At 62.0% G+C, this 26,561-nt stretch carries 26 protein-coding genes; 13 read left to right on the top strand and 13 right to left on the bottom strand.

Going from position 1 to position 26,561, the window contains the following annotated elements; genetic code table 11:
• The first annotated feature begins 110 nt into the window (after positions 1–110).
• From G7068_RS14090 to G7068_RS14075, 4 genes are read left to right on the top strand one after another with little or no spacing between them, the layout of a single operon-like run.
• Positions 111–782, top strand: a complete 672-nt coding sequence (locus G7068_RS14090; RefSeq protein WP_166292539.1) for a phosphatase PAP2 family protein — start codon at positions 111–113, stop codon at positions 780–782.
• An 11-nt stretch (positions 783–793) separates the two neighbouring features.
• Entirely contained in the window at positions 794–1,063 is a 270-nt protein-coding gene (locus G7068_RS14085) for a glutaredoxin domain-containing protein (RefSeq protein ID WP_166292538.1), read from the top strand.
• Positions 1,060–1,920: a spermidine synthase gene (locus tag G7068_RS14080; protein ID WP_166292537.1), complete on the top strand. Its 861-nt coding sequence runs from the start codon at positions 1,060–1,062 to the stop codon at positions 1,918–1,920. The genes G7068_RS14085 and G7068_RS14080 overlap by 4 nt, the downstream gene beginning before the upstream one ends.
• A complete protein-coding gene (locus G7068_RS14075; RefSeq protein WP_166292536.1) occupies positions 1,913–2,362 on the top strand; it encodes a SprT-like domain-containing protein in 450 nt (149 codons plus the stop codon). Before G7068_RS14080 ends, G7068_RS14075 begins: the two co-directional genes overlap by 8 nt.
• A 15-nt stretch (positions 2,363–2,377) precedes the next feature.
• On the opposite strand, the gene G7068_RS14070 is transcribed toward G7068_RS14075, so the two are convergent.
• Positions 2,378–2,953 (bottom strand): NUDIX hydrolase family protein, encoded by a 576-nt coding sequence (locus tag G7068_RS14070; protein ID WP_166292535.1) that lies wholly within the window; start codon positions 2,951–2,953, stop codon positions 2,378–2,380.
• 53 nt (positions 2,954–3,006) lie between these two features.
• On the opposite strand from G7068_RS14070, the gene G7068_RS14065 reads away from it, so the two are divergent.
• Both G7068_RS14065 and G7068_RS14060 read left to right on the top strand, forming a co-directional pair.
• Positions 3,007–3,849, top strand: coding sequence for a carbon-nitrogen family hydrolase (locus G7068_RS14065; RefSeq protein ID WP_166292534.1), 843 nt, complete (start codon positions 3,007–3,009; stop codon positions 3,847–3,849).
• Positions 3,846–4,250 (top strand): NUDIX hydrolase, encoded by a 405-nt coding sequence (locus tag G7068_RS14060; RefSeq protein WP_244304518.1) that lies wholly within the window; start codon positions 3,846–3,848, stop codon positions 4,248–4,250. Before G7068_RS14065 ends, G7068_RS14060 begins: the two co-directional genes overlap by 4 nt.
• On the opposite strand, the gene G7068_RS14055 is transcribed toward G7068_RS14060, so the two are convergent.
• From G7068_RS14055 to G7068_RS14045, 3 genes are read right to left on the bottom strand one after another with little or no spacing between them, the layout of a single operon-like run.
• The gene (locus G7068_RS14055; RefSeq protein ID WP_166292533.1) at positions 4,251–4,595 is read right to left on the bottom strand and encodes a TfoX/Sxy family protein; all 345 of its coding nucleotides are present in this window, start codon (positions 4,593–4,595) and stop codon (positions 4,251–4,253) included.
• 27 nt (positions 4,596–4,622) lie between these two features.
• A complete protein-coding gene (locus tag G7068_RS14050) occupies positions 4,623–5,348 on the bottom strand; it encodes an ABC transporter ATP-binding protein (RefSeq protein WP_166292532.1) in 726 nt (241 codons plus the stop codon).
• A gap of 21 nt (positions 5,349–5,369) precedes the next feature.
• Positions 5,370–6,860: an ABC transporter permease gene (locus tag G7068_RS14045; protein WP_166292531.1), complete on the bottom strand. Its 1,491-nt coding sequence runs from the start codon at positions 6,858–6,860 to the stop codon at positions 5,370–5,372.
• Between the two features lie 174 nt (positions 6,861–7,034).
• On the opposite strand from G7068_RS14045, the gene G7068_RS14040 reads away from it, so the two are divergent.
• Entirely contained in the window at positions 7,035–8,711 is a 1,677-nt protein-coding gene (locus tag G7068_RS14040; protein WP_166292530.1) for an FAD-binding dehydrogenase, read from the top strand.
• On the opposite strand, the gene G7068_RS14035 is transcribed toward G7068_RS14040, so the two are convergent.
• Entirely contained in the window at positions 8,708–9,277 is a 570-nt protein-coding gene (locus G7068_RS14035; RefSeq protein ID WP_166292529.1) for a dihydrofolate reductase family protein, read from the bottom strand. The genes G7068_RS14040 and G7068_RS14035 overlap by 4 nt on opposite strands.
• A 415-nt stretch (positions 9,278–9,692) precedes the next feature.
• Here G7068_RS14035 and G7068_RS14030 point away from each other — a divergent pair, with 415 nt between their 5' ends.
• Both G7068_RS14030 and G7068_RS16620 read left to right on the top strand, forming a co-directional pair.
• Positions 9,693–11,021 carry a quaternary amine ABC transporter ATP-binding protein gene (locus G7068_RS14030; protein WP_425280481.1) on the top strand — a complete coding sequence of 443 codons (1,329 nt, stop codon included), beginning with the start codon at positions 9,693–9,695 and terminating at the stop codon, positions 11,019–11,021.
• 2 nt (positions 11,022–11,023) lie between these two features.
• The gene (locus G7068_RS16620) at positions 11,024–12,778 is read left to right on the top strand and encodes an ABC transporter permease/substrate binding protein (protein ID WP_166292528.1); all 1,755 of its coding nucleotides are present in this window, start codon (positions 11,024–11,026) and stop codon (positions 12,776–12,778) included.
• Positions 12,779–12,816: 38 nt separating this feature from the next.
• On the opposite strand, the gene G7068_RS14020 is transcribed toward G7068_RS16620, so the two are convergent.
• From G7068_RS14020 to G7068_RS14000, 5 genes are all read right to left on the bottom strand, one after another.
• Positions 12,817–13,359 (bottom strand): PACE efflux transporter, encoded by a 543-nt coding sequence (locus tag G7068_RS14020; protein ID WP_205881308.1) that lies wholly within the window; start codon positions 13,357–13,359, stop codon positions 12,817–12,819.
• Between the two features lie 193 nt (positions 13,360–13,552).
• Positions 13,553–13,726 (bottom strand): CsbD family protein, encoded by a 174-nt coding sequence (locus tag G7068_RS14015; protein WP_166292527.1) that lies wholly within the window; start codon positions 13,724–13,726, stop codon positions 13,553–13,555.
• Positions 13,727–13,840: 114 nt separating this feature from the next.
• Positions 13,841–14,491: an SDR family oxidoreductase gene (locus G7068_RS14010; protein ID WP_166292526.1), complete on the bottom strand. Its 651-nt coding sequence runs from the start codon at positions 14,489–14,491 to the stop codon at positions 13,841–13,843.
• 35 nt (positions 14,492–14,526) lie between these two features.
• Positions 14,527–14,931, bottom strand: a complete 405-nt coding sequence (locus G7068_RS14005; protein ID WP_166292525.1) for a hypothetical protein — start codon at positions 14,929–14,931, stop codon at positions 14,527–14,529.
• A 25-nt stretch (positions 14,932–14,956) separates the two neighbouring features.
• On the bottom strand, positions 14,957–16,423 hold the full coding sequence (locus G7068_RS14000; RefSeq protein WP_166292524.1) for a protein adenylyltransferase SelO: 1,467 nt from the start codon (positions 16,421–16,423) through the stop codon (positions 14,957–14,959).
• A 121-nt stretch (positions 16,424–16,544) separates the two neighbouring features.
• Between G7068_RS14000 and G7068_RS13995 the strand changes: the two genes are divergently transcribed.
• The 4 genes from G7068_RS13995 to G7068_RS13980 all read left to right on the top strand — a co-directional run bounded on the left by G7068_RS13995 (position 16,545) and on the right by G7068_RS13980 (position 22,601).
• Positions 16,545–18,713: an MMPL family transporter gene (locus tag G7068_RS13995; protein WP_244304516.1), complete on the top strand. Its 2,169-nt coding sequence runs from the start codon at positions 16,545–16,547 to the stop codon at positions 18,711–18,713.
• Positions 18,710–19,609, top strand: coding sequence for a TIGR01777 family oxidoreductase (locus tag G7068_RS13990; protein ID WP_166292523.1), 900 nt, complete (start codon positions 18,710–18,712; stop codon positions 19,607–19,609). The genes G7068_RS13995 and G7068_RS13990 overlap by 4 nt, the downstream gene beginning before the upstream one ends.
• Before the next feature lie 123 nt (positions 19,610–19,732).
• A complete protein-coding gene (locus G7068_RS13985) occupies positions 19,733–21,253 on the top strand; it encodes an APC family permease (RefSeq protein ID WP_166292522.1) in 1,521 nt (506 codons plus the stop codon).
• A gap of 13 nt (positions 21,254–21,266) precedes the next feature.
• Positions 21,267–22,601: a flavin monoamine oxidase family protein gene (locus G7068_RS13980; RefSeq protein ID WP_205881307.1), complete on the top strand. Its 1,335-nt coding sequence runs from the start codon at positions 21,267–21,269 to the stop codon at positions 22,599–22,601.
• Here G7068_RS13980 and G7068_RS13975 read toward each other — a convergent pair.
• The 3 genes from G7068_RS13975 to G7068_RS13965 all read right to left on the bottom strand — a co-directional run bounded on the left by G7068_RS13975 (position 22,570) and on the right by G7068_RS13965 (position 26,534).
• Positions 22,570–23,043, bottom strand: a complete 474-nt coding sequence (locus G7068_RS13975; protein ID WP_244304514.1) for a MarR family winged helix-turn-helix transcriptional regulator — start codon at positions 23,041–23,043, stop codon at positions 22,570–22,572. The two genes, G7068_RS13980 and G7068_RS13975, sit on opposite strands and share 32 nt — an antisense overlap.
• Positions 23,044–23,127: 84 nt before the next feature.
• Positions 23,128–25,305, bottom strand: coding sequence for an FUSC family protein (locus G7068_RS13970; RefSeq protein WP_166292520.1), 2,178 nt, complete (start codon positions 25,303–25,305; stop codon positions 23,128–23,130).
• A 62-nt stretch (positions 25,306–25,367) separates the two neighbouring features.
• The gene (locus G7068_RS13965; RefSeq protein WP_166292519.1) at positions 25,368–26,534 is read right to left on the bottom strand and encodes a calcium:cation antiporter; all 1,167 of its coding nucleotides are present in this window, start codon (positions 26,532–26,534) and stop codon (positions 25,368–25,370) included.
• Positions 26,535–26,561 lie beyond the last annotated feature (27 nt).

Genomic DNA, 26,561 nt, shown 5'->3' with positions numbered 1-26,561 from the left:
TGAAGGCATACCGATGTCCGAAGTGCAACTATCTACTGTAACACGCGCCCTCACGAGTGTCTAGTGATCCGCACCATGTTCCCCTCATATCGATTGGTTAGGGTGAGGGAATGTCAGCCAAGCTTTCACGCGCCCTCCCCTGGGCCATTGTCGGCCTCGTTCTTTTTGCTGCGGTGGCCGTCTACCTGCGGTTTGTCGATAGCGGACCATTCGGCATTGACTCCTGGTGGTATGACGTCGCAGCGGTCAGTCGCGGCTCGGTTGCGCGTGCAGTCGCTGTGTTCATGGCGCAGGTCGGCGGCGGCGTCGGTTCTGTTGCCTGCGCCGCAATTGCGGTGGCCCTATTACTCGTCCTGCGCCGATCGCGGGATGCGGCCGCGCTAGCCACGGCAATGCTCCTGGGGATCGCCGGATCCGAACTCACAAAGCACCTCGTGTTGCGCCCGCGTCCGTGGGATCAGCTCTACGCGTCGAGCGGCACTTCCTTTCCATCGGGGCACACCATGGGAGCCGCAGCACTCGCCATTTCGCTGGCTTTGATCGTTGCGGGTTCCGAGTCAGTGAGCAGGTCCCTGAGCCGAGGAGTGTGGTTCATCGCCGTCGTGTGGGTTATCACTATGGCCTGGAGCAGAACGGCGCTGCACGTCCACTGGCTGAGCGACACGCTCGCGGGTGCCCTTCTTGGCGTCTGCGCGGCGATCATCGCGCGACAAATCTGGTTTCGAACAGAACAACAGGCAAATTCTGCTTCTTCCGTCGTCAATGTCAGACCCACCGCGTAGAGTTTCTAAGCATGAGCGAGCAAGAAGAAAAACTCTCAGAGACCGTTATCTTCGGTGCCGACTGGTGCGGTGACTGCCGCAGGGCAAAGATGATCTTTGACCGCGCCGGGGCGCCCTATCGTTACGTTGACCTGGTGCAGGATCCCAATGCCGCCGATGTTGCAAAAGACATCAGCGGGCGCACAAACATTCCGGTGATCCTCTACCCCGACAGCAGCCACCAGGTTGAGCCGTCAAATGCAGACATGCTCCGAAAAATTGAGGAGTTGGGTCTGGCGTGATCCTCCCCGAACCGATCACACTCAGTTCGGGGCTGCTCGCCGAATTTGAAGAGGACCGTTGGGTGCCGGGAGCGATCCAGCTGGTGGTTGACGGTACACCGCAGTCGCACGTCAACCTTCGCGACCCGAGCGAGCTGTTTTTTGAGTACGTGCGACGCATCGGTCACGTCATCGACCTGTTTCGGCCCGAGCGCAAAGCAATCTCGGCGTTACACCTCGGCGGTGGCGCGTTTACGCTCCCCCGCTACATCGAGGCAACTCGGCCAGGAAGCCGACAGCAGGTCATCGAGATCGAGGGTGCACTCGTCGATATGGTGAGGGAAGCCGCGCCGCTGCCCAAGCAAGCGAGCATTCGCGTGCGGCGAGGTGATGCCCGTGAGGTACTCGCCAAGCTGCCCGAGGGTATGCAGGGTGCGATGGATCTTGTCGTCGTCGATATTTTTGCGGGCTCGCAGACACCGGCGCATGTATCGAGCGTCGAATTCTACGAGCTCGTGCGTCCGCTTCTCGCCCCCGATGGCATGGTGGTCATTAACGCGGCAGACGGCAAAGGCCTGCCGTTTGTGCGGGGCCAGGCCGCAACCCTTGCGAGCATGTTTACGTCGGTCGTTGCTATAGCCGAGCCGCAGGTGCTCAAGGGACGGCGATTTGGCAATGTTGTTCTGATCGCTTCCAACTCAAGCGAGTCGAACGGAGAGCTTGAGTGGCTCCCCCGCCTCCTGGCCGGAGGGCCACATCCCGCAAGACTGCTTGCTGGCCGCGAGTTTGAGGAGTTCACCCGCGGCACCCACCCAGTTACGGACGCAACGGCGGTGGATTCCCCGGCACCGGCACGAGAGCTGTTTGGCAATGGCTGATCCGGCAAGAGTCCGCGTGTGGGCCGACGCACTTATCCGCATGCACCTCGACCCGGAACAGTGGAGTTTTGGCTTTGACAACGCAAAACGTCGCGCGGGGTTATGCAACTTCACGGATCGAAAGATAACCGTGTCGCGCTATCTCAGCGAGAAATTTGAGGATGACGAGATCCACCAGGTGCTGCTGCACGAGGTGGCTCACGCGATTGCGGGCCCCGATGCAGCCCACGGGCCCGTGTGGAAACGCACCGCCGAGCAGCTCGGTTATGTTGGTGGGCGCACCCACGATGGCGAGATTGCACATGAGCGGGCGCCGTGGAAGGGCACCTGCCCTGCGGGGCACGAGCACTTCAGGTTTCGCAAACCGACACGTATTACCTCGTGCGCCAAGTGCAGCCGCGGTTTCTCACGATCGCACCTCATCGTCTGGCACAAACGCTAGTAGCGACAATAGGTACTAGCAGCCAACACTCGCGAGCGCCTGACGCAGCAGCGTGCCCCGACCGCCCTGGAGCTCCAGAAGCGTCGCTTCTGAGAGCGCCTCCTCCGGTGACATCCAGGTGATCTCGAGTGCATCCTGCCGCGGGTTACAGGTACCCGTGACGGAGACCACGTACACGAGAGATATGGCGTGCTGGCGGGCATCAACATATGCCGAAATACCCGGCATCGGAAAGTACTCCGCTACCTGGGTCGGCACGATCGACGCAGGGATCTGCGGGAAGGCCATCGGCCCGAGGTCGTTCTCCAGGTGTCGAAAGAGCGCCTCGCGCAGCGTCTCACCGTAACGAACGCGGCCTGCAACGAGAGAGCGAGTCATCTCGCCCTCGGGTGTGCCACGCAGCAGCAACCCGACCTCGGTCACGCGCCCAATTCCGTCCAGGCGCACCGGCACCGCTTCAATGTAGACGACCGGCATGCGGCCCCGCACGAAACTCAGCTCATCATCACTCAACCAGCCAGGATTGCCCGCGGGTGCGGGGCGATCCTCTGGTCCGTCAGCGTCAGGCAACTCGGCCGTGTCGATGCTCATACTGCCATTCTGCACTACTGCGCTGCGCACTTGGTGCGGCGTAGTCTGGAGAGATGACACAACCACCGACCGCTTCCCGTCGCGTCGCCCTGCTACAGATCGCGAGCCCCGACTCGGAGTCACGGGCCGAACGAATCACTCGGGTTGAAGATCTACTCCGCCAGCACACAGACATCGATCTGTTTGTGCTGCCCGAACTGTGGAGCGCCGGCTACTTCAACTTTGACCGCTATGCCGAGCTGGCTGAGGAGCTAACGGGCCCCACCGTCACAATGGCGCGACGGGTTGCAAAGGATTTGGGATCCGCGATCCACCTTGGCAGCATCATCGAACGGGGCGAGAACGGAGCCCTTCACAACACGGCAGTGCTCATTAGCGCAGCGGGTGAGGTTGTACAGACGTATCGCAAGATCCACGTATTCGGCTATCAGTCGCTCGAGTCGCAGCTGCTCACCCCGGGCGTCCGCCTGAGTGTTGTTGCGAGCCCACTCGGTCAGCTGGGCAGCACGACGTGCTACGACCTCCGGTTCCCTGGGCTCTGGCAAGAGCTCAGCCAGCGGGGCGCGGAGACAGTCGTCGTTCCCGCGGCCTGGCCCGCGGCGCGGCGCGAGCACTGGACGCTTCTTTCACAGGCCAGGGCTGTCGAGCATCAACTCTGGATCGTTGCGTGCAATGCCTGCGGCTCCCAGGGAGACGTGCAACTCGGCGGCTTCAGCCGAGTGATCGACCCGAGTGGCCGTGTTGTCGGCGAGTGCGGCGACGGCGAAGAGGTGCTCGTCGTTGAGATCGATCCCTCACGGGTGGCTGAAGTGCGCGGCGAGTTTCCCGTCATTTCAGATCGGCTGAGCGCGCAGGACTACGCGGCGCTCTCCGCAAGCTCGGGAGCGGCACAGTGAGCCGGATCATTCGCGTCAGCGCAGTTGTTATGCGTAATGAGCAGGGCAGGGTACTCAACGTGCGTAAGCGGGGCACCGATTCACTCATGCTCCCGGGCGGCAAACACGAGCCGGGCGAAGACCCCCGCGACACCGCCGTGCGAGAGTTCTCGGAGGAGCTCGGGATCGACCTCGATGTCACCCGCCTGCGTGATCTCGGAGTGTTCCAGGCCACCGCGGCGAATGAGCCCGGTCACATCGTCGAGGCTACAGTGTTTGAGCACCCGTTTCTCGCCGCGGCGGCGAGCGCGAGTCCCCGCGCCGAAATCGAGTACCTCGAGTGGGTGGATCCCTCGATCGACCGTGACGATATGGCGCCGCTCAATACCGACTACGTTTTCCCAGTACTGCTTGCGGAGTAGCTACTTCTGAGGCTTTGCGGCCTTCGGTTTTTTGGGTTTTGGCACGGGGAGCACCGCGGCGGTCGTGTCGATGAGGCCCGTTAGCCACTCGCGATCCTCCCAGCGATCTCCGCTCACACGAAAGTACATCTTCGAACCGGGGTAGGCCGGGGCCTCCTCCGGTTCTCCAATGTACTCTCGTCCGGCGTCCGTGGGCTTGATGAATAGCTCGTCGTCGCAGACAAACGCGACAACTTTCTCATCGCAGTAGAGGGCGTACTCGCCAAACATCTTTTTGCTGCGAATGTTTGGCAAGCCGCTCAACTGGTCAACGAGAAATTCCATGGTTTCAGCTCTGGTGCCCATGGCTCCAGGTTACCGCGCAGTGACCGCTTACAGCTCGGTGATTTTGCCTGCTTCGAGTCGCAGTCTGCGTGAGGCTCGCTTGGCCACAGCCGAATCGTGCGTCACCAGCACCATCGTGAGGCCGTCTCTGTTCAGGCCCGTGAGCACCTCCAAGATCTCGTCGCGCATGCGCTCGTCGAGGTTGCCCGTTGGTTCATCGGCGAGCAGGATCCGCGGCCCCTTCACAATCGCTCGTGCGATTGCGACCCTCTGCTGTTGTCCGCCCGAGAGCTCTCCCGGTCGGTGGTCACCGCGATCCCCAAGCCCGACCCCGCGCAGGGCTTCCTCGGCTCGGCTGCGGCGTTCGGCCGCTGGAACGCCGATGGGCACGAGGCCCATCTCGACGTTCTCAAGGGCAGTCAACGTGGGGATCAGGTTGAAGGACTGAAAGACAAAACCGATCTCTTCAGCCCGGATCCTTGTCGCTTCCTTGACCCCGGCCTTGGCGAGGTCGGTCTGCCCGACCCAGAGTGACCCTGAGCTCGGCGAATCGAGCGCCCCCAGCAGTTGCAGCAATGTTGATTTGCCACCGCCAGTTGGGCCCTGAATTGTGATGAAATCACCGGCGCTTATGTTGAGGTCGATGCCTTTGAGCGCCTGCACGTCACGCCCTCTGGCCTGATAGGTCTTCGTCACGTCGCGCAGCGAGAGGAGCACGGGTGCCTCGCCTGCAATCTCTGGATCTGTCGCGGTGGTCGTCGTTTTAGTAATCATGATCGTTCCTTCGCTTTCGAGTTAGTTGACCGAACGGAGGGCTTCAGCAGGGCTGAGGCGAGACGCGCGCACCCCACCGAGAGCACCCGCGACCAGACCGCCTGCGATGGCCAAGCCGAGAGCAGCCAGCAGAATCCACGGGGTGAGGGGCGCGTTCAGCACGATGTCTGCTGCTGCCTGCGCCGCACCACCGGGCCCGCCCGAGCCCGGCCCCATGCCGCCGCCCGCACCGCCTGGGCCACCGGCTGCTGCAGCTCCCGTTGCCGCGCTGCCCGCCGCGGACGAGATCGTGGGTGAGACGAGGTTGAGGATCCACACCGCGAGACCGCCAAGCGCAATCCCGAAGATGCCGCCCAGGGCCGCCTGCACCATGGATTCACCCGCGACCTGTCCAACGATGCGCCGGTTCGACCAGCCGATGGCCTTCAGCGTGCCAAACTCTCGGGTGCGCCGGGATACGCCTGACAGGGTAAACAGCGCTGCAAGGAGAACCGCCACGGCAAGCGCGATCACAGAGAGCCACGTGCCCAGACTCGTGATGAGCCCAACCGTGCTGCTCACCGATCCCGATACCTGCGCCGCGAGTTCTGCCTGCGAGCTCACCGTCGCGTCTGGCAGCGCCTTTTCGATGCTCGCCTGAACCGCGGAGATGTCGTCGGCAGAGCCAGCCTGCACGTAGACCGTCGAGACGACATCGCCTACCCCCGAAAGATCCTGCGCCACATCAAGCGGAATATAGGTGTCAGAGGCCGTATCTGCCGAACTCGTGCTGCTCGATACGAGGCCAACCACCTTGAACGACGCGCCACCGATATCGACAGTGCCGCCGACCGCGATGTCTTCATTCTTTGCGTATGTACTGTCGAGCAGGGCGACCTTTTCGCCGGCGTCACTCGCTTTGAGCGCACGCCCATCGTCGACCGTTACCGCTGAGAGCGGACCAACCTCTGCGTTGTCGAGCCCAACACCCATGACGGTCATTGAGTCGATGCCGAAGTCACCACCGCCCGGGCCACCCTGGGGAGGGGCGCCGCCCGATTGACCGTCACCACCCTGCGCCGCGCTGCCGCCCTGGTCGGTAGTCGCTGATTGGTCCGGGATCTGCCCGGAGAATGTGGAATTGGTAAGGCTCAGCGCGCCCGCCGCGTCAGACACACCCTCGATACCGGAGACGGTCTTGAGCGTGGAGCTCTCAAGGGTGCCGCGCCGCGGGTCTGCCATGAGACGAGACTGGCTCAGCGTGGTGGTGCCGTCACTCGTTTGCCCGTCTCCGCTGCCAAACTGAAAGCGTGGGCCGCCTCCCTGGCCGGGTTCGGCAGCTGCTCCGGTGACGGTGAGGTCTGTGCCGACCCCGTACACCGACTGCAGTGATTCCTCTTGAGCTGCCCTCACGCCCGCCGAGAGCGCATTGACAACGATCACGAGCGCCACCGCAATGGCGAGTCCGATCGCAACGATGATTGTTTGCTTCCTGCGGCCGATCAGCTCGCGCCGCAAATATGTTCCATACATGTGCATCCTCAGTTTCACGGGCGCCCACTGCGCCTCCACTTGAAAGGTAAAGATGCGCGCTATGGGAGCCTGATCGGGAACCTGAAAGTTAGCTGAGCCCGTTCGTGAGGCGACTTTCAAAGTTGGCGACCCGAGGGAGTACCGCGATCCGCCCGCACCGGGCACAATGGGGGCATGGACGCTGATGTCATTATTGTTGGGGCCGGGCTCGCCGGACTCGTTGCTGCCCGAGAGACTCACCGCGCGGGACTGCGCACGATCGTTATTGACCAAGAGGGACCGCAGAACCTCGGCGGTCAGGCCTGGTGGTCGTTTGGCGGGCTCTTTTTGGTCGATTCGCCGGAGCAAAAACGGTTTGGAGTGCGAGACAGTTTTGAGCTTGCGTGGCAGGACTGGCAGGGAAGCGCACAGTGGGATCGCCTCAGCGGCGAACACCCGGAGGACGGCTGGGCGGCACGCTGGGGTCGCGCCTACGTTGAGTTTGCGGCGGGTGAAAAACGATCTTGGATACGCGAGGCGGGCATCGAACTCACTCCCGTTGTTGGCTGGGCAGAGCGCGGAGACCTGACGGCGAGCGGGCACGGCAACTCCGTGCCGCGCTTCCACGTGCCGTGGGGAACCGGAACGGGAGTGGTTGATCCCTTCGTGCACGCCGCGCTAGAGGCCACCGCCTCAGGACGACTGAGCATCTTGCATCGACACCGCTGCGACGACCTCATTGTCGAAGGTGGAGCGGTTGTTGGTGTGCGCGGCTCACTACTCGAGTCGGATAACGCCGCCCGAGGAGCCGCCTCATCTCGCACAGTGATCGGAGATTTTGAGTTGCGCGCTCCCGCGGTTATTGTCGCCAGCGGCGGGATCGGCGGCAACCATGACCTAGTGCGTCATTACTGGCCGGAGCGACTCGGCACTCCCCCTCAGCACATGGTGACGGGCGTGCCAGCGTACGTCGACGGCCGCATGATCGGGATCGCCGGCGATGCGGGGGCCCGACTCGTGAACCAGGACCGCATGTGGCACTACACAGAAGGGATTCGCAACTGGAATCCGGTGTGGCCGGGACACGCGATCCGCATATTGCCGGGGCCCTCTCCGCTGTGGCTTGACGCGCGTGGGCGGCGGCTGGCTCCCCCCGGTTTGCCCGGACACGACACCCTGGCGACCCTGCGGATGCTGCGCACGGATCCCGAAATCGCGCCCTTCGATCACTCGTGGTTCGTCGTCACTAGCCGCATCGCGGCAAAGGAGTTCGCGCTCTCTGGATCCGAGCAGAATCCTGACATCACCAACCGCGACCGAAAGCTGCTTCTCAAGACGCGGCTCGGCAAGGGGGCTCCCGGGCCAGTGCAGGCCTTTGTGGATCGCGGGGCCGATTTTGTGGTTGCAAATTCGGTGCCCGAGCTGGTCTCGAAGATGAATGCGCTGACCACTGAGCCGCTGCTCGATGCCTCCTCCGTTGCGCGGGTCATCGCAGAGCGCGATGCTGAGGTGGGCAACCGGTTCTCGAAAGACGCGCAGATGATGAGCATCCGCAATTCCCGCAGCTACCTCGGCGATCGACTCACCCGCACAACCGCACCGCACCGCCTACTCGACCCCGCGGCAGGCCCGTTGGTCGGCGTTCAACTGCACACGCTGACCCGCAAGTCGCTGGGCGGGATCCAAACTGATCTGTCGTCGCGAGCACTCGGCGCCGACGGCTCCCCCGTGCCCGGCCTGTACGCGGCGGGAGAGGCGGCTGGATTCGGTGGCGGTGGTGTGCACGGTTACAACGCGCTAGAAGGCACGTTTCTTGGCGGGTGCCTGTTCTCAGGGAGGGCTGCCGGCCGCGCGGTTGCGGCGGCCCGCTAGCCGACAGGCTTTGCCGGAACCACGTCGTAGACGAGCCTCGCGAACTGCCCCACGGCTCCGGCCGAGACCAGCCGGAGCCGGTCGGGGCCAATACGGCGCGGCAACAGCGGCGCCCCGCCGGTGAGCGCCGCCGGAGCAATGGACACCGCAATGCGGTCGAGTGCCCCCGCGTCGAAGAACTTTGCCGCCAGTTCACCACCCCCAACAACCCAGATGTCGCCGCCGTCGGCCGCTGCACGAATCTCGGGCAGCACCACAGAGATATCACCCGAAACGAAGCGCACATCTGCCCCGTCTGGAACAGGCAGCGTTCGTGTTGTGAACACGTACGTCGGTTTGCTGCCGTAAAACTGCTGCCATTTTTCGGGGTGCGCGAGCAGGTCTTCGTGCTGAAGCACCCACTCGTAGGTGGTGGACCCCTCTACCAGCACACGTGCGTCAGCGGGGTAGAGCCCGTCTTCGGGGGTGTCGCCGCCGTCAACCGCGAACAGCCAGTCGAGTGAGTTATGTTCGTCTGCAATCCAACCGTTGAGCGTGGCAGCGGAGTCAAAGATGATGTTTCCCATGTCTCGACTGTAACGACTACCTCTGACAAAACCACCGGCCGCGAGACCGCCCAGCAGCGACACTTGTCGACTACCCCACATAACGATGAGGTCTCATTCAGAATCACTGATCAGAGGCATTATTTTTACGCATAAGCGCGCCATTTGCCCGTTTTCACCTTGCAGGCCACCGCAGACCTTGTTAGCGTCGTTGCTGTTGTTCAACATTTGAACACGTGTTCGCTGCCGCTGCCAAAAACCTAGTTTTAGGGAGCGGTGGTTTGGTTCGACGTGGTAACGGGTGGTCCCGATGATCGCCCCTAAGCATTGATGGCCCGCCCGGTACGAGTGAGATTCTCCGGGCGTGAGGCAATCCCACACGTGGAAACCAGAACTGCACAGCACGTGCACCTGGCGCACCCCTGAGGAGGCCTAAGTGACCCGTACCATTGACACAACCAGTTCAGTTCCCAAAGACACAGCCACCGAGACCGCTATCTCGGTTTCGAACGTTTTCAAGATTTTCGGCCGCCGTCAAAAAGAGGCCGTTAAGCGTCTCCGCAACGGCGCCAAGCGCGAAGATCTCACCACTGCTTTTGGCACCGCCGCGGTCATCGACGCGAGCTTCGAGGTTCAAAAAGGCGAGATTTTTGTTGTGATGGGCCTGAGCGGCTCAGGTAAATCAACACTCATCCGCATGCTCAACGGCCTGAACCCCACCACCGAAGGGTCGGTGAAGGTGTTTGGCACCGAGGTTGTGGGCCTTCCCATTCCCGAGTTGCGCGAGCTGCGCCGCGACCGCATGTCGATGGTGTTTCAGCATTTCGCCCTGCTCCCCCACCGCACTGTCATCGACAATGTCGCGTACGGCCTTGAAATTCAGGGAGTCGGGCTCAGCGAGCGCCAAGAAACGGCTCGCCACTGGATCGAGCGTGTAGGCCTCGCGGGCTGGGAAGACAGCCTGCCAGGAGAGCTCTCGGGTGGCATGCAGCAGCGTGTTGGCCTTGCCCGCGCGTTCGCGGCGGGAACCGACATTCTCCTCATGGACGAGGCCTTCTCGGCACTCGATCCCCTCATTCGCCGAGAAATGCAAGAGCAGCTGGTTGAGCTGCAGCGCGAGCTCGGCAAAACCATTGTCTTCATTACGCACGACCTCAACGAGGCCATGTTTCTCGGCGACCGGATCGCCGTGATGCGTGACGGCCGCATCGTGCAGCAGGGCACCCCCAACGACATCCTGACCGATCCAGCCAACGACTATGTGGCGCAGTTTGTGCAAGATGTTGACCGCGCGCGCGTACTCACCGCGGGCGACGTTATGGAACCGCCGCGTGCCGTGATCCCCGCATCCGCGGGCCCGCGTGCCGCGCTGCGCACCATGCGCGACCTGCAGACCTCGGCGTGTTTTGTCACGACCAACGGGCGAAAACTGCTCGGCGTGGTGCGCGACAAAGACATGCTGCGCCAGGTGCGCGAGGGTGGAACCGAAATTAAGGATCGGCTGCGCCCGACCCCCTCGGTCGTCACCCCGGATCAGCTCATTGCGGATCTCTTTGAGCTCTCTGCGGAGAGCTCTCTTCCCGTTGCCGTCGTTGACGACAAGGACCGCCTCATCGGTGTTGTGCCTCGCGTCACGCTGCTCGCGTCACTCGCAAACGTACCAACCATGACAACTGAGATTCCGATTATCGAGCCGACCCCGACCGTCTCCGGCGAATCCATCACGGCTGCACTCGCTGAGTCCACCACACCTCAGGAGGCATAACCATGAACGATTTTCGTATTCCCCTGGGCAAATGGGTAGATGTCTTTGTTGACTGGCTCACCTCGAGCTTCAACGGATTCTTCGATGTGCTGCGAGCGATCATTCGCACCATGTACGAGACGCTCGATTTTGCGCTCAGCTCCCCACCCTTCTGGATCATCATCATCTTGATCGCCGCCATCGCTTGGTACGCAAAGGGATGGAAACTCGCGCTCGGATCCACACTCGGATTGCTCGTCATTGTGGGGGTGAATCAGTGGGACAACGCGATGGACAGCCTGGCGCTTGTGCTTCTAGCCGCCATCTTTGCGCTGCTGATCGCGATCCCGATTGGAATCCTCGCGGCCCGCAATGACACCGCGTCCAAGATCATCCGGCCGATCCTCGACTTCCTGCAGACGATGCCGGCGTTCGTGTACCTTATTCCCGCACTGATGCTGTTCCGCCTCGGTGTGGTTCCCGGCATCGTCGCGACCGTGGTGTTTGCGCTCGCCCCCGGGGTACGGCTCACCGAGCTCGGGATCCGCGGCGTCGACCGTGAGGTCGTCGAGGCGGGCTACGCGTTCGGTGCGACCCCTCGTCGCATCCTGCGCCAGATTCAGTTGCCCCTCGCGATGCCCTCGATCATGGCCGGCATCAACCAGGTCATTATGCTCTCACTTTCGATGGTGGTCATCGCCGGCATGGTCGGTGCGGGCGGGCTCGGCGGCGACGTCGTCAAGAGCCTGAACAGCATCGACGTTGGGCTCGGTGTTGAGGCGGGTCTTTCCGTTGTGATCCTCGCCATGATTCTTGATCGGGTCACGGGCGCATTCGGATCGCAGAAATCTCGCAGATCGCGGGGCGCGAAGTCGCCCCAAACCCCGGCAAGCAACAAGAAGCGCAGGATCGTTGTCGCGACGGCTGCCGTCGTCGCGGTGGCACTGCTCGCGTTCTCTGGCTTTGCGGCAAACAATAGCCAGGCCGAGTCAAAGGGCACCATTAAGATCGGCCTGTTCAACTGGGACGAAGCGATTGCGGTGAGCCACCTCTGGAAGCACGTGCTCGAGGAGGAGGGCTACAACGTAGAACTCACCGAGGCAGATCCTGGCGCAGTCTTTCTTGGGCTGGCCGATGGTGATTTTGATCTCGTGCTCGACGTGTGGCAGCCCAACACTCACGCGGAATACCTCAAGAAGTACGGTGACGACATCGTCAAACTGGGCGAGTGGAACGATGAGGCAAAGCTCACCATCGCGGTAAATGAAAATGCCCCGATTGACTCGCTCGACGAGCTCGCGAAGAATGCGGACAAGTTCAACAACCAGATTATTGGCATTGAGCCGGGCGCGGGACTCACAAAGGTCACCACAGAAAAGGTCATTCCGAGCTACGGCCTGGAGAAGATGGATTACACCACCTCCTCCACCCCAGCGATGCTGTCCGAGCTGAAGGCCGCCACGAAGGCAGACGAGAACATCGTCGTGACCCTGTGGCAGCCCCACTGGGCGTACGACGCGTTCCCGCTGAAGGATCTCAAGGATCCTAAGAACACCTTGGGCAAGGCGGAAACGCTGAACGCTTACGGCAGCAGCACCTTCGAGAAGGACTTCCCTGAGGTTGCGGGCTGGATGAAGAACTTCAAGATGGACTCAGAGAAGCTGAACTCGCTTGAAAATGTCTTGCTGAACGAGAACGACGATCCGGCGAAGTACGACGAGATCATCACAACGTGGCTTGCCGACAACAAGGAATACGCGGATTCGCTGACCTCATAGCCTCGCTGGCTTTCGGCAGCCTGGTCGCTTATACGCGATCAGGCTGCCGAGGCGGGAAGACCAAACACTCGGTCAAACACCCAGGTGCAGATCACCGTGAAGACGAGGAAAAACACCAGAAGGCTTCCCTCGATAGCGAAGGCCTCAAGCAGGTTTACCCCGAGCATGATCGCAACCAGCGGGATCGTAAAGAGCAAGACGCCACCCTCATAACCGATGGCGTGCAGCGCGCGGGATCCTGCGCCACGTCCGCTTGCCCCACGACGCTTCTCGATCGCCTCGAACGCGGTGTTCCAGATGTAGTTCCAGCCGGTCGCGACGGTTGACAGCGCAATCGCCGTGAGCGTCGACGAGCCTCCCCCGTGCCCGAGCAGAGTGCTCAGCACCAGGACAGTAAACAGCACGCTGAGCGTTTCGTAACCGACGACAAACACAACACGGCGCAGCACGGGTCGTGATTGGAAAAACCGCTGTTTCACGGCTTGCGGCAGAGCCGCCGGTATGGGCACGGATCCGGTGAGAGTGAGCACTCCGTTGAGAGTGGTTGCGGATTCGCCGAGGTTGTGGCCTTGATAGGTCACGGGTATCTCTCCAGTTGCGTCAGCCTCGCGGAGGGCCCGTTGGCCATACTCCAGAAACACGAGAACGCTTGCATAAGCAGCATACAGCAACTGATTCCATTGCAAAACCCAAAATCTGCCCCGGTTTCGACCGTTTTGCAAACCGGGCACAAAAAACTCCCCGGGCCTCAATAGAGCCCGGGGAGCCAGAACCTTACTTCTTGAAGGCGTCCTTTACCTTCTCGCCCGCCTGCTTAAGGTCGGCACCAGCCTGATCAGCACGCCCCTCGGCTTCTTGCTGTTCATCACCGGTCAGCTTGCCCGCTGCTTCTTTCGCCTTACCTGCAACGCTCTGGGCGGCATTCTTAATTTTGTCTTCAGCACTCACTGTGTGATCCCTCCAATATGGTGGTTTTTCCGGGCACAAGCCACGTTAGGCGATCTCGACTCACAGCATGAGCGCCTTGCAATCACAAGGTCAAGTTGCTACTGCAGCGCCCTCCTAGCTTGCTGCGCGCACCGCCTCCGTGATGTCGGTGTCACCGTCGTTGAAGCGAACGGTGCGATGAATCGTACTTGCGTCGGCGAGTGTTGCAGCAATGACAGCCGCGACGTTTGCACGAGAAACCCGACCCGACCTCTCTGCCGCCGTGTCGATCCGACCCGTGCCCTCTTCGAGAGTGAGCGTACTCGGCCCCAGGACGGTCCACTCGAGCTGCGAGGATCGCAGATGCTCGTCGGCTGCCGCCTTTGCTTCGGCGTAGGTAAAGAAGGAGTTGTCTTCGGGCACACCGTGCTCGAGTGACGCCCTGAAGTAAGAAACCATCACGTAGCGCTTCACGCCCGCCTGCTCGGCGGCCGCCATCGAGCGGATCGCCGCGTCTCGATCAACCGCGATCGTACGAGCCGGGTTGCCACCGCCAGCCCCCGCCGACCAGACAACAGCCTCATGCCCAGCAATGAGACGCGAGAGGCCGTCGACATCAAGCTGCTCGATATCCGCAACAAGCGGCTCGGCGCCTGCGGCTCTTACGTCCTCCGTGTGATCAGGATTGCGGATCACCGCGGTTACCTCGTCACCACGTTCCGAGAGTAGCCGCTCCGCGAGCAGTGCGATCTTGCCGTGTCCACCGAAAATAATGATGCGTGCCATGCCCCCACCCTACGCGGGGTGCGCAGCAGAATGCACTAGTTGAACTGGTTGCGCACCTGCCCCGGAGCATCCTGGATGAGCTGCAGGTCATCGGTCACCGGAAACGGAACACGGTACCGAGGAAGATCGGCGGCCACATCGCCAAAGTCGTCTTCCTTCACCGTGATGCCGTCGGTCGAAACCTCAACGATACGCACGCGAACCCAATCGTCGGGAGCGGCACGGAAGGCATAGATGTCAGCGAGGTAGCCGATCCCAAGCTCGTCCATCGCCTCTTCAGCAACCATCCAATCGACGGGATCGGTGATGCGCGACCGACCCAGCAGGTCAACTGTCACGAACCCGTCACCCTCGGGCACAATCCAGCCAACGTGTTCGCCGTCTTCACGGTTGTGCGGAATCCAGGTCTCGGGCACGTTTGAAACAGCGGGATTTGTCATGCCTTCGAGCCTAGCAATGAGGCGATCAGGTTCCACAGTACGTGCGGTGCGGGCGGGATCCCGGAGGCGAACCCGCAGCGTAGCGCTCGAAGCCGGGGCGCGCGGTAAGCGGGTCGCTCAGAACCTCTAACAATCGCTCAAACGGTTCGAGATCTCCCTCGTTCGCAGCCTCGAGCGCCTCATCAACTAGGAGGTTGCGCGGAATGTAGACGGGGTTCGCCAGGTCCATTGCGGCGCTGTCAGGGTTTAGGCTGATCCACCATTCAAACCACGCACCGGGACCTTCATCGCCCGGATAGAGCCCCAGTAGAGTTTCGCTGTCGCCGCGACCCGCTGCGGCGAGCGAACGGAAGAACTGCGTGTAGTCGATACGGTGTCGCTGCAGCTCCTGCAGCAGTGCTCCCGCAATGTTCGCGACCACATCATCGTCACCACCGACAGCCACGCCGAGCTTTACGCGCATGCCCTCCAACCAGGCGGTCTCATACAGCGCCGAGAACTCTCCGAGCGCCTCACTGGCGAGACGCTGCGCAACACTCTCATCTTCGCTCAGCAGGGGCAACAGCATCTCGGCGAACCGAGTCAGGTTCCACAGCGTAATGCTGGGCTGCGCACCATAGGCATACCGTCCGTTTTGGTCGATTGAACTAAAGGTCGCAGCGGGGTCGTAGGCGTCGAGAAACGCGCATGGCCCGTAGTCGATGGTCTCCCCCGAGATCGCGACGTTATCCGTGTTCAAAACACCGTGCACAAACCCGATCAGCATCCAGGATGACACCAGCCCGGCCTGCGCGGCGATTACCGACTTGAGTAACCCCAGGTAGGGCGCTGAGGATCCCGCGAGCTCCGGCGCGTGGCGTTCGATTGCGAAGTCAGCCACTCTGCGCAGGAGCTCCAGATCACCCAGAGACCGCGCGTACTGGAACGTGCCGACTCGCAGATGACTGCTTGCGGTTCGCACCAGCACGGCTCCCGGCAACAGATCGTCGCGTACCACACGGCGGCCGGTTGCAACCACTGCGAGCGCCCGCGTTGTGGGCACACCGAGAGCCGCCATCGCCTCACCCATGAGATATTCCCGAAGCATCGGCCCCACCGCGGCAAACCCGTCGGCCCTGGCAAACGGGGTTCGCCCCGATCCTTTCAGATGCAGGTCGCGAAGTTGCCCGTGGGCGTCACGAATCTCGCCGAGCAGCAGCGCGCGTCCGTCTCCAAGCCGCGAAACGTAGCTGCCGAACTGGTGCCCCGAGTACAACTGGGCGACCGGAGTGCTGCCCGCCGCCAGCTCATTGCCGAGCAAGACTCGTACCCCTGACTCGGTACGGAGTTCGTCCGGGTTCACCCCAAGCTCCCGGGACAACGCTTGATTCAGGACGAGAAGCTCAGGGCACTCAGGCCGTGCGGCCTGCCAGGGCACCGATAGCTCTGGCAGCACACGCGCGAACGCACTCTCGAGCGTGAGGTCGATGCCTGGATCAAGTTGCGGTTGCATACCCTGAGGTTAGTCCGACTGACTCAATAGCCACCCAGGCTGGGGTAAGTCACGGGGTGCATTTCTCCCCGCAAAACTGATAGGTTTAGCTAGCTAAGCTAGTGATTTGGGGAGAACAAGCATGAATCAGAGCACACACCACGCCCACGCAGCCAAACCTCGGCACCGGTGGCTGCGGGCACTGATTCCCGCGGTACTCATCCTCATCTGGCTGGCGCTCGCGGGCATGGGTGGGCCGCTCTTCGGCAAGATCGACGAGGTCTCGTCGAACGATCAGACCTCATACCTGCCCGAGTCCGCCGAGGCCACCGAGGTCCAGGCATCACTCGGCGACTTCCTCGGGGACGACGCGATCCCGGCGGTTGTGGTGTTCACGTCCCAAGACAAGCTCACCACCGAGCAGACCGACACCATCACGGCTGCCGTCGAAGACGCGGGCAGCATTGACGGCATCAAGGGAGACATCTCCCCCGTCATTCCGTCCGACGACGGCAAGGCCGCTCAGGTGTTTGTGCCGATCGACAGCAAGGCCGAAATCGCCGACGTGGTCGCTTCGCTCGGCGACGAGCTTCGCGACGCGGCCCCCGACGGAGTCAAGGTCTACGTCACAGGCCCCGCGGGGTTCACGGCAGACCTTGTTGCCGGATTCGCGGGGATCGATGGAATCTTGCTGCTCACCGCGCTGCTCGCAGTGTTTGTGATCCTCATCATCGTCTACCGTTCGCTCCTTCTCCCAATCGTGGTACTCAGCACCAGTTTGTTTGCACTCTGTGTTGCGCTGCTTGTCGTCTGGAATCTCGCGAAAGCCGGGGTCTTGTTGCTCAGCGGCCAAACGCAGGGAATCCTCTTTATTCTTGTGATCGGCGCCGCGACAGACTACTCACTGCTGGTGGTCGCGCGGTTCAGAGAAGAGCTGCGGCTGACGCAGGATCGCGCTGTCGCGATCGGCAAGGCGTTGAAGGGATCGTTCGAGCCGATCCTCGCCTCGGGCGGTACCGTGATTGCTGGGTTGCTCTGCCTACTGCTCAGCGATCTGAAATCCAACAGCACACTCGGGCCGGTCGCGGCAATCGGGATCGTGTTTGCGATGCTGTCGGCGCTGACACTGCTCCCAGCGCTGCTCTTTGCCTTTGGTCGCGCGGCATACTGGCCGCGTCGCCCCCACTTTGAGCCGGAGGTTGTGAAGGCCGAAAACGGTATGCCATCGAAGGGCGTTTGGCACTGGCTCGCCGGGTTGATCCGCAGCCACCCGCGCAAAATTTGGATCATCACCGCCGTGGTACTCGCGATTGGTGCGCTCGGTGTGACCCAGCTCGATGCCCAGGGCGTTCCACAGTCTGACCTTGTGATCGGCAAGTCAGGGGCTCGCGATGGCCAGGCAGCTCTCGGTAAGCATTTCCCGGGAGGATCGGGCAGCCCCGCCTACGTGATCGCTCCGAAAGACGATCTGCAAAAGACCACCGATACCCTGCTCGATTCCAAGGGCATCGACAGCGTCTCGGTCACGAGCGCGGACTCCCCAAGCGGCAGTGCTCCTGTAACCGCTGACGGCATCCAGGCATTCGGTCCTCCCGGAACCCCGGCACCCGAGCCGACCGTGCACGACGGTGACGTGCTGCTGCAGGCGACCCTCAGCGACGCCGCCGACTCTGAGGCAGCGGCCGACACGATTACACGCCTGCGCGCCTCCTTCGAGGGCAGCGACGTGCTCGTGGGTGGTGTGACAGCCACAGCGGTCGACACGAACCAGGCATCAATCCACGACCGAAACCTCATCATCCCGCTGATTCTGGTTGTGATTCTTCTCATTCTGATGATGCTGCTGCGCTCGGTGCTTGCACCCGTTCTATTGATTCTGACAACGGTGCTGTCGTTTGGCACCGCGCTGGGGGTTGCGGCGGTCATGTTTAACGGGGTCTTCAACTTCCCGGGGGCGGATCCTGCCGTGCCGCTCTACAGTTTCGTGTTCTTGGTTGCGCTCGGCATCGACTACAACATCTTCTTGATGACACGCGTGCGTGAGGAATCGAAGCTGCACGGCACCCGCGAGGGAATCCTACGCGGTCTCACCATTACCGGCGGAGTGATTACCTCGGCGGGCATGGTGCTCGCGGCTACCTTCGCGGCGCTATCGATCATTCCGATCCTGTTCCTCGTTCAGATCGCCTTTATCGTCGCGTTCGGTGTGCTGATCGACACGTTTATTGTGCGGTCGCTGCTCGTGCCGGCCCTCACCACTGACATCGGCAGGTCGATCTGGTGGCCCTCGAAGCTCGGTCGCACATCATGACCGACACACACGTGGTGATAGCTGGTGGATCCGGCCTCATTGGTGGCGCGCTCACTCAATCGCTGCGAGCCGATGGCGTCCGGGTAACACGGCTCGTGAGACGCCGCGCACTGTCGCCCGATGAGGTTGAGTGGCTCCCCGGGAGTGGCCCGCTAGATCCCGCCGTGCTCGAGGGAGCGAAAGCGGTTGTGGGGCTCAACGGAGCGAGCATCGGCAAGCTGCCCTGGACACGCTCCTACCGTGAAACGCTGCGCCGATCCCGCCTGGAGCCCACTCGCGAGCTCGGTCGGGCTCTTCTGCAGCTCGGCAACAACGCCCCCGCATTTCTCTCGGCCTCGGCAACCGGTTTCTACGGCAGCCAACCGGGCGAGCGACTCACCGAGGGCAGCCGCGCGGGCGACACTTTTCTTGCGGATCTCTGCGTGGAGTGGGAACGGGCCGCGCTCGAGGCGCAACCAGCGTCGCGTGTTGTGCTGCTGCGCACCGCTCCCCTGCTTGATCGCAGGGGCGTGCTCAAACCACTTCTTACGCTCACGCGGATCGGGATCAGCGGGCCGCTCGGCTCGGGCAGGCAGATCTGGCCGTGGATCTCCCTCGACGACGAGGTGCGCGCGATCCGCCACCTGATCGACAGCGACGTTTCAGGGCCGGTCAATCTCACCGGTCCAACCTCTGCAACCGCCTCGGAGATCGGCCGCCGTCTCGCCCAACAGATGCACCGCCCGTTCTTTGTACCCGCACCAGCGTGGGCGCTGCGACTCGGACTGGGCGCGGATGCCGCTGACTCGCTCCTGCTGCCGGATGCAGATACCGCACCCGACGCACTTCTCGCGTCTGGTTTTGAGTTTCACCACCCCACACCCGCTGACGCCATTGTGGCCGCGTTGGGGTCTTAGGACATCCCTCTGACTTCAGTCCGCAACACAGGATCCTGAATCCCACAAGCGGTTTAAACCCACGCCAACATCTGAGTAAGATGAGCAAGGTTTCTCGAAGTAGACGATGGAAAGTAGACGAGTATGTCAAAGAAGACACTGGATAATGCCACTGAGACGGGGCATATCCACGTCGGCAAGGGCCTGAGTGAGGGCACACTCGGTGTGGTCGGTTCGACCGTCATTGGCCTTGCCTCGACGGCGCCCCTCTATTCGCTGGCGGCAACCCTTGGCTACGTAATCCTCGCGGTTGGCGCGCAGGCACCCCTCGTGTTTATTGTCGCGTGTATTCCGATGGTGTTTGCCGCGTTTGCCTACCAAGAACTCAATCGTGAGATGCCCGACTGCGGCACCACGTTTGTGTGGGGCGCAAAGGCGTTTGGGCCCGTGACCGGCTGGATCGGCGGCTGGTCAGTGGCGGTCGCCTCGGTCATGGTGCTCGCCAACGTCGGTGAGATCACCGGCAAGTACTTCTGGCTACTGCTCGGCAACCAAGAATTCGCCGATAACCGCACCATCGTCATCGTAACCTCGGTGATTTTCATGGCGATCATGACCTTCGTCAGCACGGTCGGCGTGCAGATTGGCGAGCGCCTGCAGATGGTGTTGATGACGATCCAGATCGTCGCTATGGCGCTGTTTGGCGGGCTCGCTCTCGTCAACGCGTTGAACGGCAGCAACCCGGGGTCGGTCGACTTCGACTGGAACTGGTTCAACCCGGCACAGCTCACCTCGTGGTCGGGTTTCATGGAGGCCGTGCTGCTCGCCCTCTTCATCTACTGGGGCTGGGACACCTGCCTCGCTCTCAACGAAGAGACGAAGAACCCACGGAAGACTCCGGGGCGCGCGGCACTCTCGAGCATCGCGGTTCTTATTGTGCTCTACGTCGGCATCTCGATCGCCGTCATGATGTTTGCGGGATTCGGCGACACCGGCTTTGGCCTCACCAACGCCAAGAACCTCGACGATGTCTTTACGGTGCTCGGCGGTGCCCTCTTTGGCCCATGGGGTTGGTTCCTGCTGCTCGGTGTGATGCTCTCGGCAGCATCGTCAACACAAACCACGATCCTGCCCACCGCCCGCGGCACTCTCTCCATGGCGGTCTATCGCGCACTGCCCGCAAAGTTCGCTGAGCTGCACCCGAAGTTCAAGACCCCGTGGTTCTCCACGACCGTCATGGGCGCCGCAGCGATCGTCTACTACGTTGGCATGTCGATCCTCTCCGAAGACATGCTCGCCGACTCACTCACCTCGATGGGCCTCGCAGTTGCGCTGTACTACTCGATCACCTCGTTTGCGTGTGTCTGGTACTTCCGTGACACGCTTCGCGATAGCGCCCGCAACCTGTGGATGCGGGGCATCTTGCCCGCGCTCGGCGGCCTCATGCTCGGATACGCCTTTGTGCAATCAGCTATCGACATGATCTCCGTCGACTACAGCTACACGGTGCTCTTCGGGGTTGGCGGCGCATTTGTGATCGGGATCGGCGCGATCCTCATCGGGTTTGTGTTTATGGGCCTGTGGTGGATCCGTCCCAATTCGAAAGCCTACTTCCGTGGCGAGAGCCTGAATCGTGATACCCCGGTTCTGGTGCCCGATGAGTGATGTGGAGAACAGCGTGAATCACTTCGATACCGTCGTTGTTGGTGCGGGAGTCTCGGGGCTGACCGCAGCGCGTTTGCTCGCGCAGGCCGGACAGCGTGTGGTTGTGCTCGAAGCTCGAGAGCGCCTCGGGGGCAGACTCTGGACCGATCGATCCGGTGGCACCATCACCGATCGTGGCGCCTCTTGGATTCACGGGATTGAGAACAGCCCGCTTGCGGATCTGGTCGAGCAACTCGGCATGAAAACCGTCGAGTTCACGGTTGGGGGCTACCAGCCCGACAGTCGCCCGATGGCTCACTACGGGCCCGACGGCAAGCGGCTGAGCGCAGCGGCCGCCGAGGCGTACGTGGCCGATATTCACCGCGTCGACGCCGCGCTTGTCGAAGTGATTGCGGGATCCACCCCGGGCAGTTCTTATGGCGACGTCGTCGAGGCTGCGCTCGCGCAGCAGAGCTGGGACGACGACCGCACCGAACTCGTACGCGAGTACCTGCGGCACCGCTCCGAGGAACAGTACGGTGTGTGGATCGATAACCTCGACGCGCACGGCCTCGACGATGATGCGATTGAGGGTGACGAGGTCGTCTTTCCTGACGGGTACGACGTGCTGGCGCAGCGGCTCGGCGACGGACTTGACGTTCGGCTAGAGCACGTGGTGTCGCGGGTTGCCTGGACCGCCGACGGCGTGACTGTCACGAGCGATCGCGGGGATTTCACGGCAGCCAGGGTCGTCGTGACGGTTCCCGTTGGTGTGCTGAAGTCTTCAGAATTTGCGATCGAACCGGCTCTCCCCGAACCCGTAGCGGGGGCGCTCGACCGGCTCGAGATGAATAACTTCGAGAAAGTGTTCTTGCGCTTCCCGAAGAAGTTCTGGGATGACGACGTCTACGTGATTCGCCAGCAGGGCGAGGCGGGCAAGTGGTGGCACTCCTGGTACGACCTCACCGCGCTGCACGGTGAACCGACGCTGCTGACCTTCGCGGCTGGACCGTGTGCCGTTGCCATTCGCGACTGGGAGGAGTCGGCGGTCGTCGATTCGATTCTGGAAGCGCTCCGCCGGTTGTACGGCGACAGGGTCGAACAGCCAACGCGGGTCGATATGACGGACTGGCAGAAAGACGCGTACGCGCACGGATCGTACGCCTACATGACCGTGGGCTCGACCCCCGAAGACCACGACGTGCTCGCGACGCCGATTGACGGGGTGCTGCACCTTGCTGGTGAGGCGACCTGGACCGACGACCCGGCAACCGTAACGGCAGCGCTGCTCTCAGGGCACCGCGCGGCAGAAAACGTTCTTGGCCGGGAAGTGCCGATCAGTTCGATTCCGGATCAATTGCCGCGCTGACGGCGTCAATGACCCGGGCAGCAGCGTCGAGCTCTTCGTCGGAAAACCCCTCAAAGGCCGCTCGCATCGCTGCGAGCTGCGGCCCAAAGCGCTTAAAGAACTCGGCGCGAGCCGTGTCAGTGAGCTCGATGACCCGCGCGCGGCGATCGGTCGCGTGAGGGGCACGCCGCACGTGCCCTGAGTTTGTGAGGCGGTCCAGCAGTTTGGTTGTCGAGGCGGTTGAAATGCGCAAGTGGCTCGCGATCTCGTGAGGGCTCACCGAGCGCTGCTGCTCCTCGCGGATAATGATGAGGCGCAGGGCAGCAAGGTCAGTGGCGTTCATCTTCATGCCGTGCTTCATGCCGCCGTGCATTCGATCCTGCGCATCACTGAAGCTTCGCACCGCACGCAGCAGCTGCATCTCCTGCGCCATGCGCTCCGAAGGAGGCGTCGACAAGGTCACGTCGCGCTCCTTCCACTCGTTCAACACTCCATTATCCCTCGAAGATGCTGCGGATTAACCCCCACTAGCTCGCTCTTTCAACAGCTAAGAGCTGTCGTCCGAAGAGAGACTCACGGATTTGCTACCACTCGCAAGGTCAATGACACGACGCATTGCCCAATCGATGCGGCTCAGCGCCTGTAACTCTGCCGTGGCCTGGGCAGAGTGGGGCGCGAGCGCGAGGTCGACCCCAGTTGTGGCTGGTGCAGCGGGGAATGAATCCGGTGCGTTCAGCGAACTGCGTGCCCGGTTGAGGGAATGACGTGTCTCATCCACCGCAGCTGGGATATTCGCGTCTTTTACGGACAGCACATCCGCCGCGGAGGCCTCTGCAATGGCAGACTGCACAAATCTTGCGGCGGCTCTGCTAGCGACATACATGAGGTGGACCGCTGAAGACACCTGGTCACGACGCCCGAAGAAGAAAGCGGTCGACATCGCCGAGACCGTCTGCTCGACGCTGACCTGCGCGTTCTCAATTCGCTGCAGAGCGGTAAGCGCTGCTCTTCGCTGTTCAGGTTGGTCGAGCGCCGCGCGGCAGAGCTGGAGCAGCTGGTCGAGGGCGTCAAAATAGGCATTCACTTTGGCCATCAGCGCGGGGTGGGAATTAGCCGAAAATATGAGGTAGGCGCAGAGCACACCAATCACCGCGCCCGTTACGGTCTCGCTGACCCGCAATTCCAAGAGCGTACCGTTGAGTACCCCGAGCATGCTGTAGATCGCGACCAGCATGACGACCATAAAAAACGAGGAATAGGCGTAACTGATGGCGCCGAAGTAGAGCATGCCGAAGACGCTGAGCACGCAGATGAGGATCAGCATGTTCGGGTCGTGGCCGACAACCAGCACGGCGATCACCCCAACCACAATTCCAGCGACGGTTCCGATGACGCGGCGATAGGCGCGGGTCAAAATGTCGCTTCGAGTGGTGGTGCCAACAAAGACGACAAAGGCGGTGAGCACCGCCCAGTACCAGCGCGAAGCGGAGATCGCTTCGCCTGCAACAGTGGCAATCAGGGCGGCAGCCATTGCCTGCACCGCCATGCGACTCGTGGGCGCCCAGTTGCGCCACGGCACCCATTCCAGGCGCTTCTTCTTTTTCCCATTGGCCTGGTGCGGGTGCCCCGCAGCAAGGTCGGGAGCGGACGGTGGTGGTGGTGGTTTTGCCGCTGAGTTGACCGCGGACGACAGCGGTTGCGCCTCACTGCGCCCGCTCTGCCGCAGGGCGTCTTGGGCGACGACGGCTTGGGCGATCAGGATCACCGCCGAATTGGCTGTGCCCTCTGTACCGGCGGAAGCGAGCGTGTGCTCTGCCCACAACACCGCCTCTGCGATCTCTGCGGGGCTCGCATGTTGACTCAGCGAGAGGCCAAGCTGGCCAGCAGCACTCCGCTGCTCGGGCGTAATCGCGGTCGCTGCGTGCCTCGCGACGAGTTCCCCGCAGACCTCCTCGATTGTTATGCGAGCGTCAAGTACGCGCTCGGCAAAGGACTGCTCATCGCAGGCAAGGAACCGATCCGTCTGAAATTCCTGTTGCCACGTGGTGATCGCTCGCCCAATCTCATCAACCCGGGCAAGCCGCGCGCGAAGTGTGCCTGCCTTGCCGTCGGCGAACGCCGACTGCAGGGCTGCTTCAGAGGCCGAGCGTAGCTCGTGCAGCATGACGTTGAGCTCTCGGCGCGGGCGCTTTGCGAGAAGAACCAAGCGGACAACACACTGTGTTGCGACGGCACCACCTACCAGCATGCAGTACACGGGTAGCTCGACCCCAGTGGGTCTCATAAAGAGCGTGAAAAAGTAGGCGAAGAACCCCGCAGCACCCACAGCAGCAGCCCTCGGCCCAAAGCGGCGAACCCAAACAACGAGCCCGGTTAAGACGACAAACACGGCGATCACGGCGGGCCGCCACGGAGACAACACCCAGGCAGCTAACACCGCAATAAGCACGCTTGGAATAAGCATGGCCGCGGTAACCGCTCGTTTGACCGCCGAGCGGTCTTTAATCGCGCTGCCCGCCTGCACTGACAAAAAAGTGGCCATCGCGAGAAACCCGGGTGGCGCGTGGAGAACGTGAATGGCAAAGAGCGCAAAAAGCGCGCTAGCAAGCACCCCGCACGACACCGCAACGGCGGTGGTGAGCCGCCCCCGGCCGGGATCTCGCCCAGCCAACGGCCGCATAACTCGGCTGCGCAGACTCGCTGAACTTGCACCCGACAGGATCATGACACCACACTAGCGAGCCAACTACGCCCTGCACAGGTGTTAACCGGCGCCAGTGCAATCCACTACGCAAACATGGTCAGCGCGTAGACCAGAAACACCATCAGGTGAGCGGCGCCGTGCAGCACCGTCGTGCGTTTATTCGAGAACGTCACCACTGACAGCAGCAGCGTAACCCCGAGCAGAACGAGGTTAACCGGCGACTCAGCGAGCTGCACGGTCTGCCCGGTGAGCATTCCGATCACAAGAACCGCGGGAATCGTCAGGCCAACCGTCGACACGAGCGCACCGTGGCAGAGATTGCTCACCCGCTGGGCTTCTCCCATTGCGGCGGCGCGGATCGTCGTAATCGTCTCGGGCAGAAAAACGATCATGGCGATGAGGAGACCGGACAGAGCGACCGGTGCACCAAGGCGTTCAAGACCCGTATCGAGCAGCGACGCCATGTCGTGGGAAAGTAGCACGATGGGTATAACCGTCGCGATGAGCAGCAGCGTGCGGGCAATAAGCTCACCACGATGCTGACGCAAGACCTCGGCGATCGGTGCGCGTGATCCTGAACCGTCTTCGGTACCCTCATTACCGCGTTCGCCGATCTCGACCGTAACCTCTTGAAAGTCGGCTTTCTGCGCCCCCATCTGGCGCACCAAAAAGAACACGTAAAACACGACCGTGAGCGCGGCAATCGGGATCGCCTGACCCATTGTGTATGCGCCGCCAACACCGATCACGGCCGGGATCGCGAGGGCAAGCGCGAGCAGAACGATGAGGAGCGCGAGGTAGGTCGACGTGCCCGTGCGGTTGTGGCGCAGACTGCCCCGTTTCAAGCCGCCGACCACCAGGGCCACACCGATCACGAGGTTGAGGATGATCATCGAAACGGCCATCACTGAATCGCGGGCAATCGTGGGGTGATCTCCGGGGCCAAGCATGACCGCCGCAATGAGGATCACCTCGATCATCACAATCGAAAGTGTCAGCACGAGGGTGCCGTAGGGATCGCCGAGCCTGTGTGCGAGGTGCTCGGCCTCGATCACCACACCAAACGCACACACAACAATGACCGCAACGATGGCGGCCAGCACGCTGAACAGCACAATCGTCGGCATAGCTGACAGCTTGGCAAACAGCGGGTGCAGAACAAGCAGCAGGCCGAAGGCGCCCCAGCCAAGCACCAGGCGCACGATGGCTGAAGGAGTAATGATTGAACGAGTCACGGTCTGAGTTGGCATAGCCAAAGAACCCAAATCTGCCGGGCC

The sequence above is a fragment of the Leucobacter viscericola genome, from assembly GCF_011299575.1.
Lineage (GTDB): Bacteria > Actinomycetota > Actinomycetes > Actinomycetales > Microbacteriaceae > Leucobacter > Leucobacter viscericola.
This window is presented reverse-complemented; position numbering and strand designations above follow the sequence as displayed.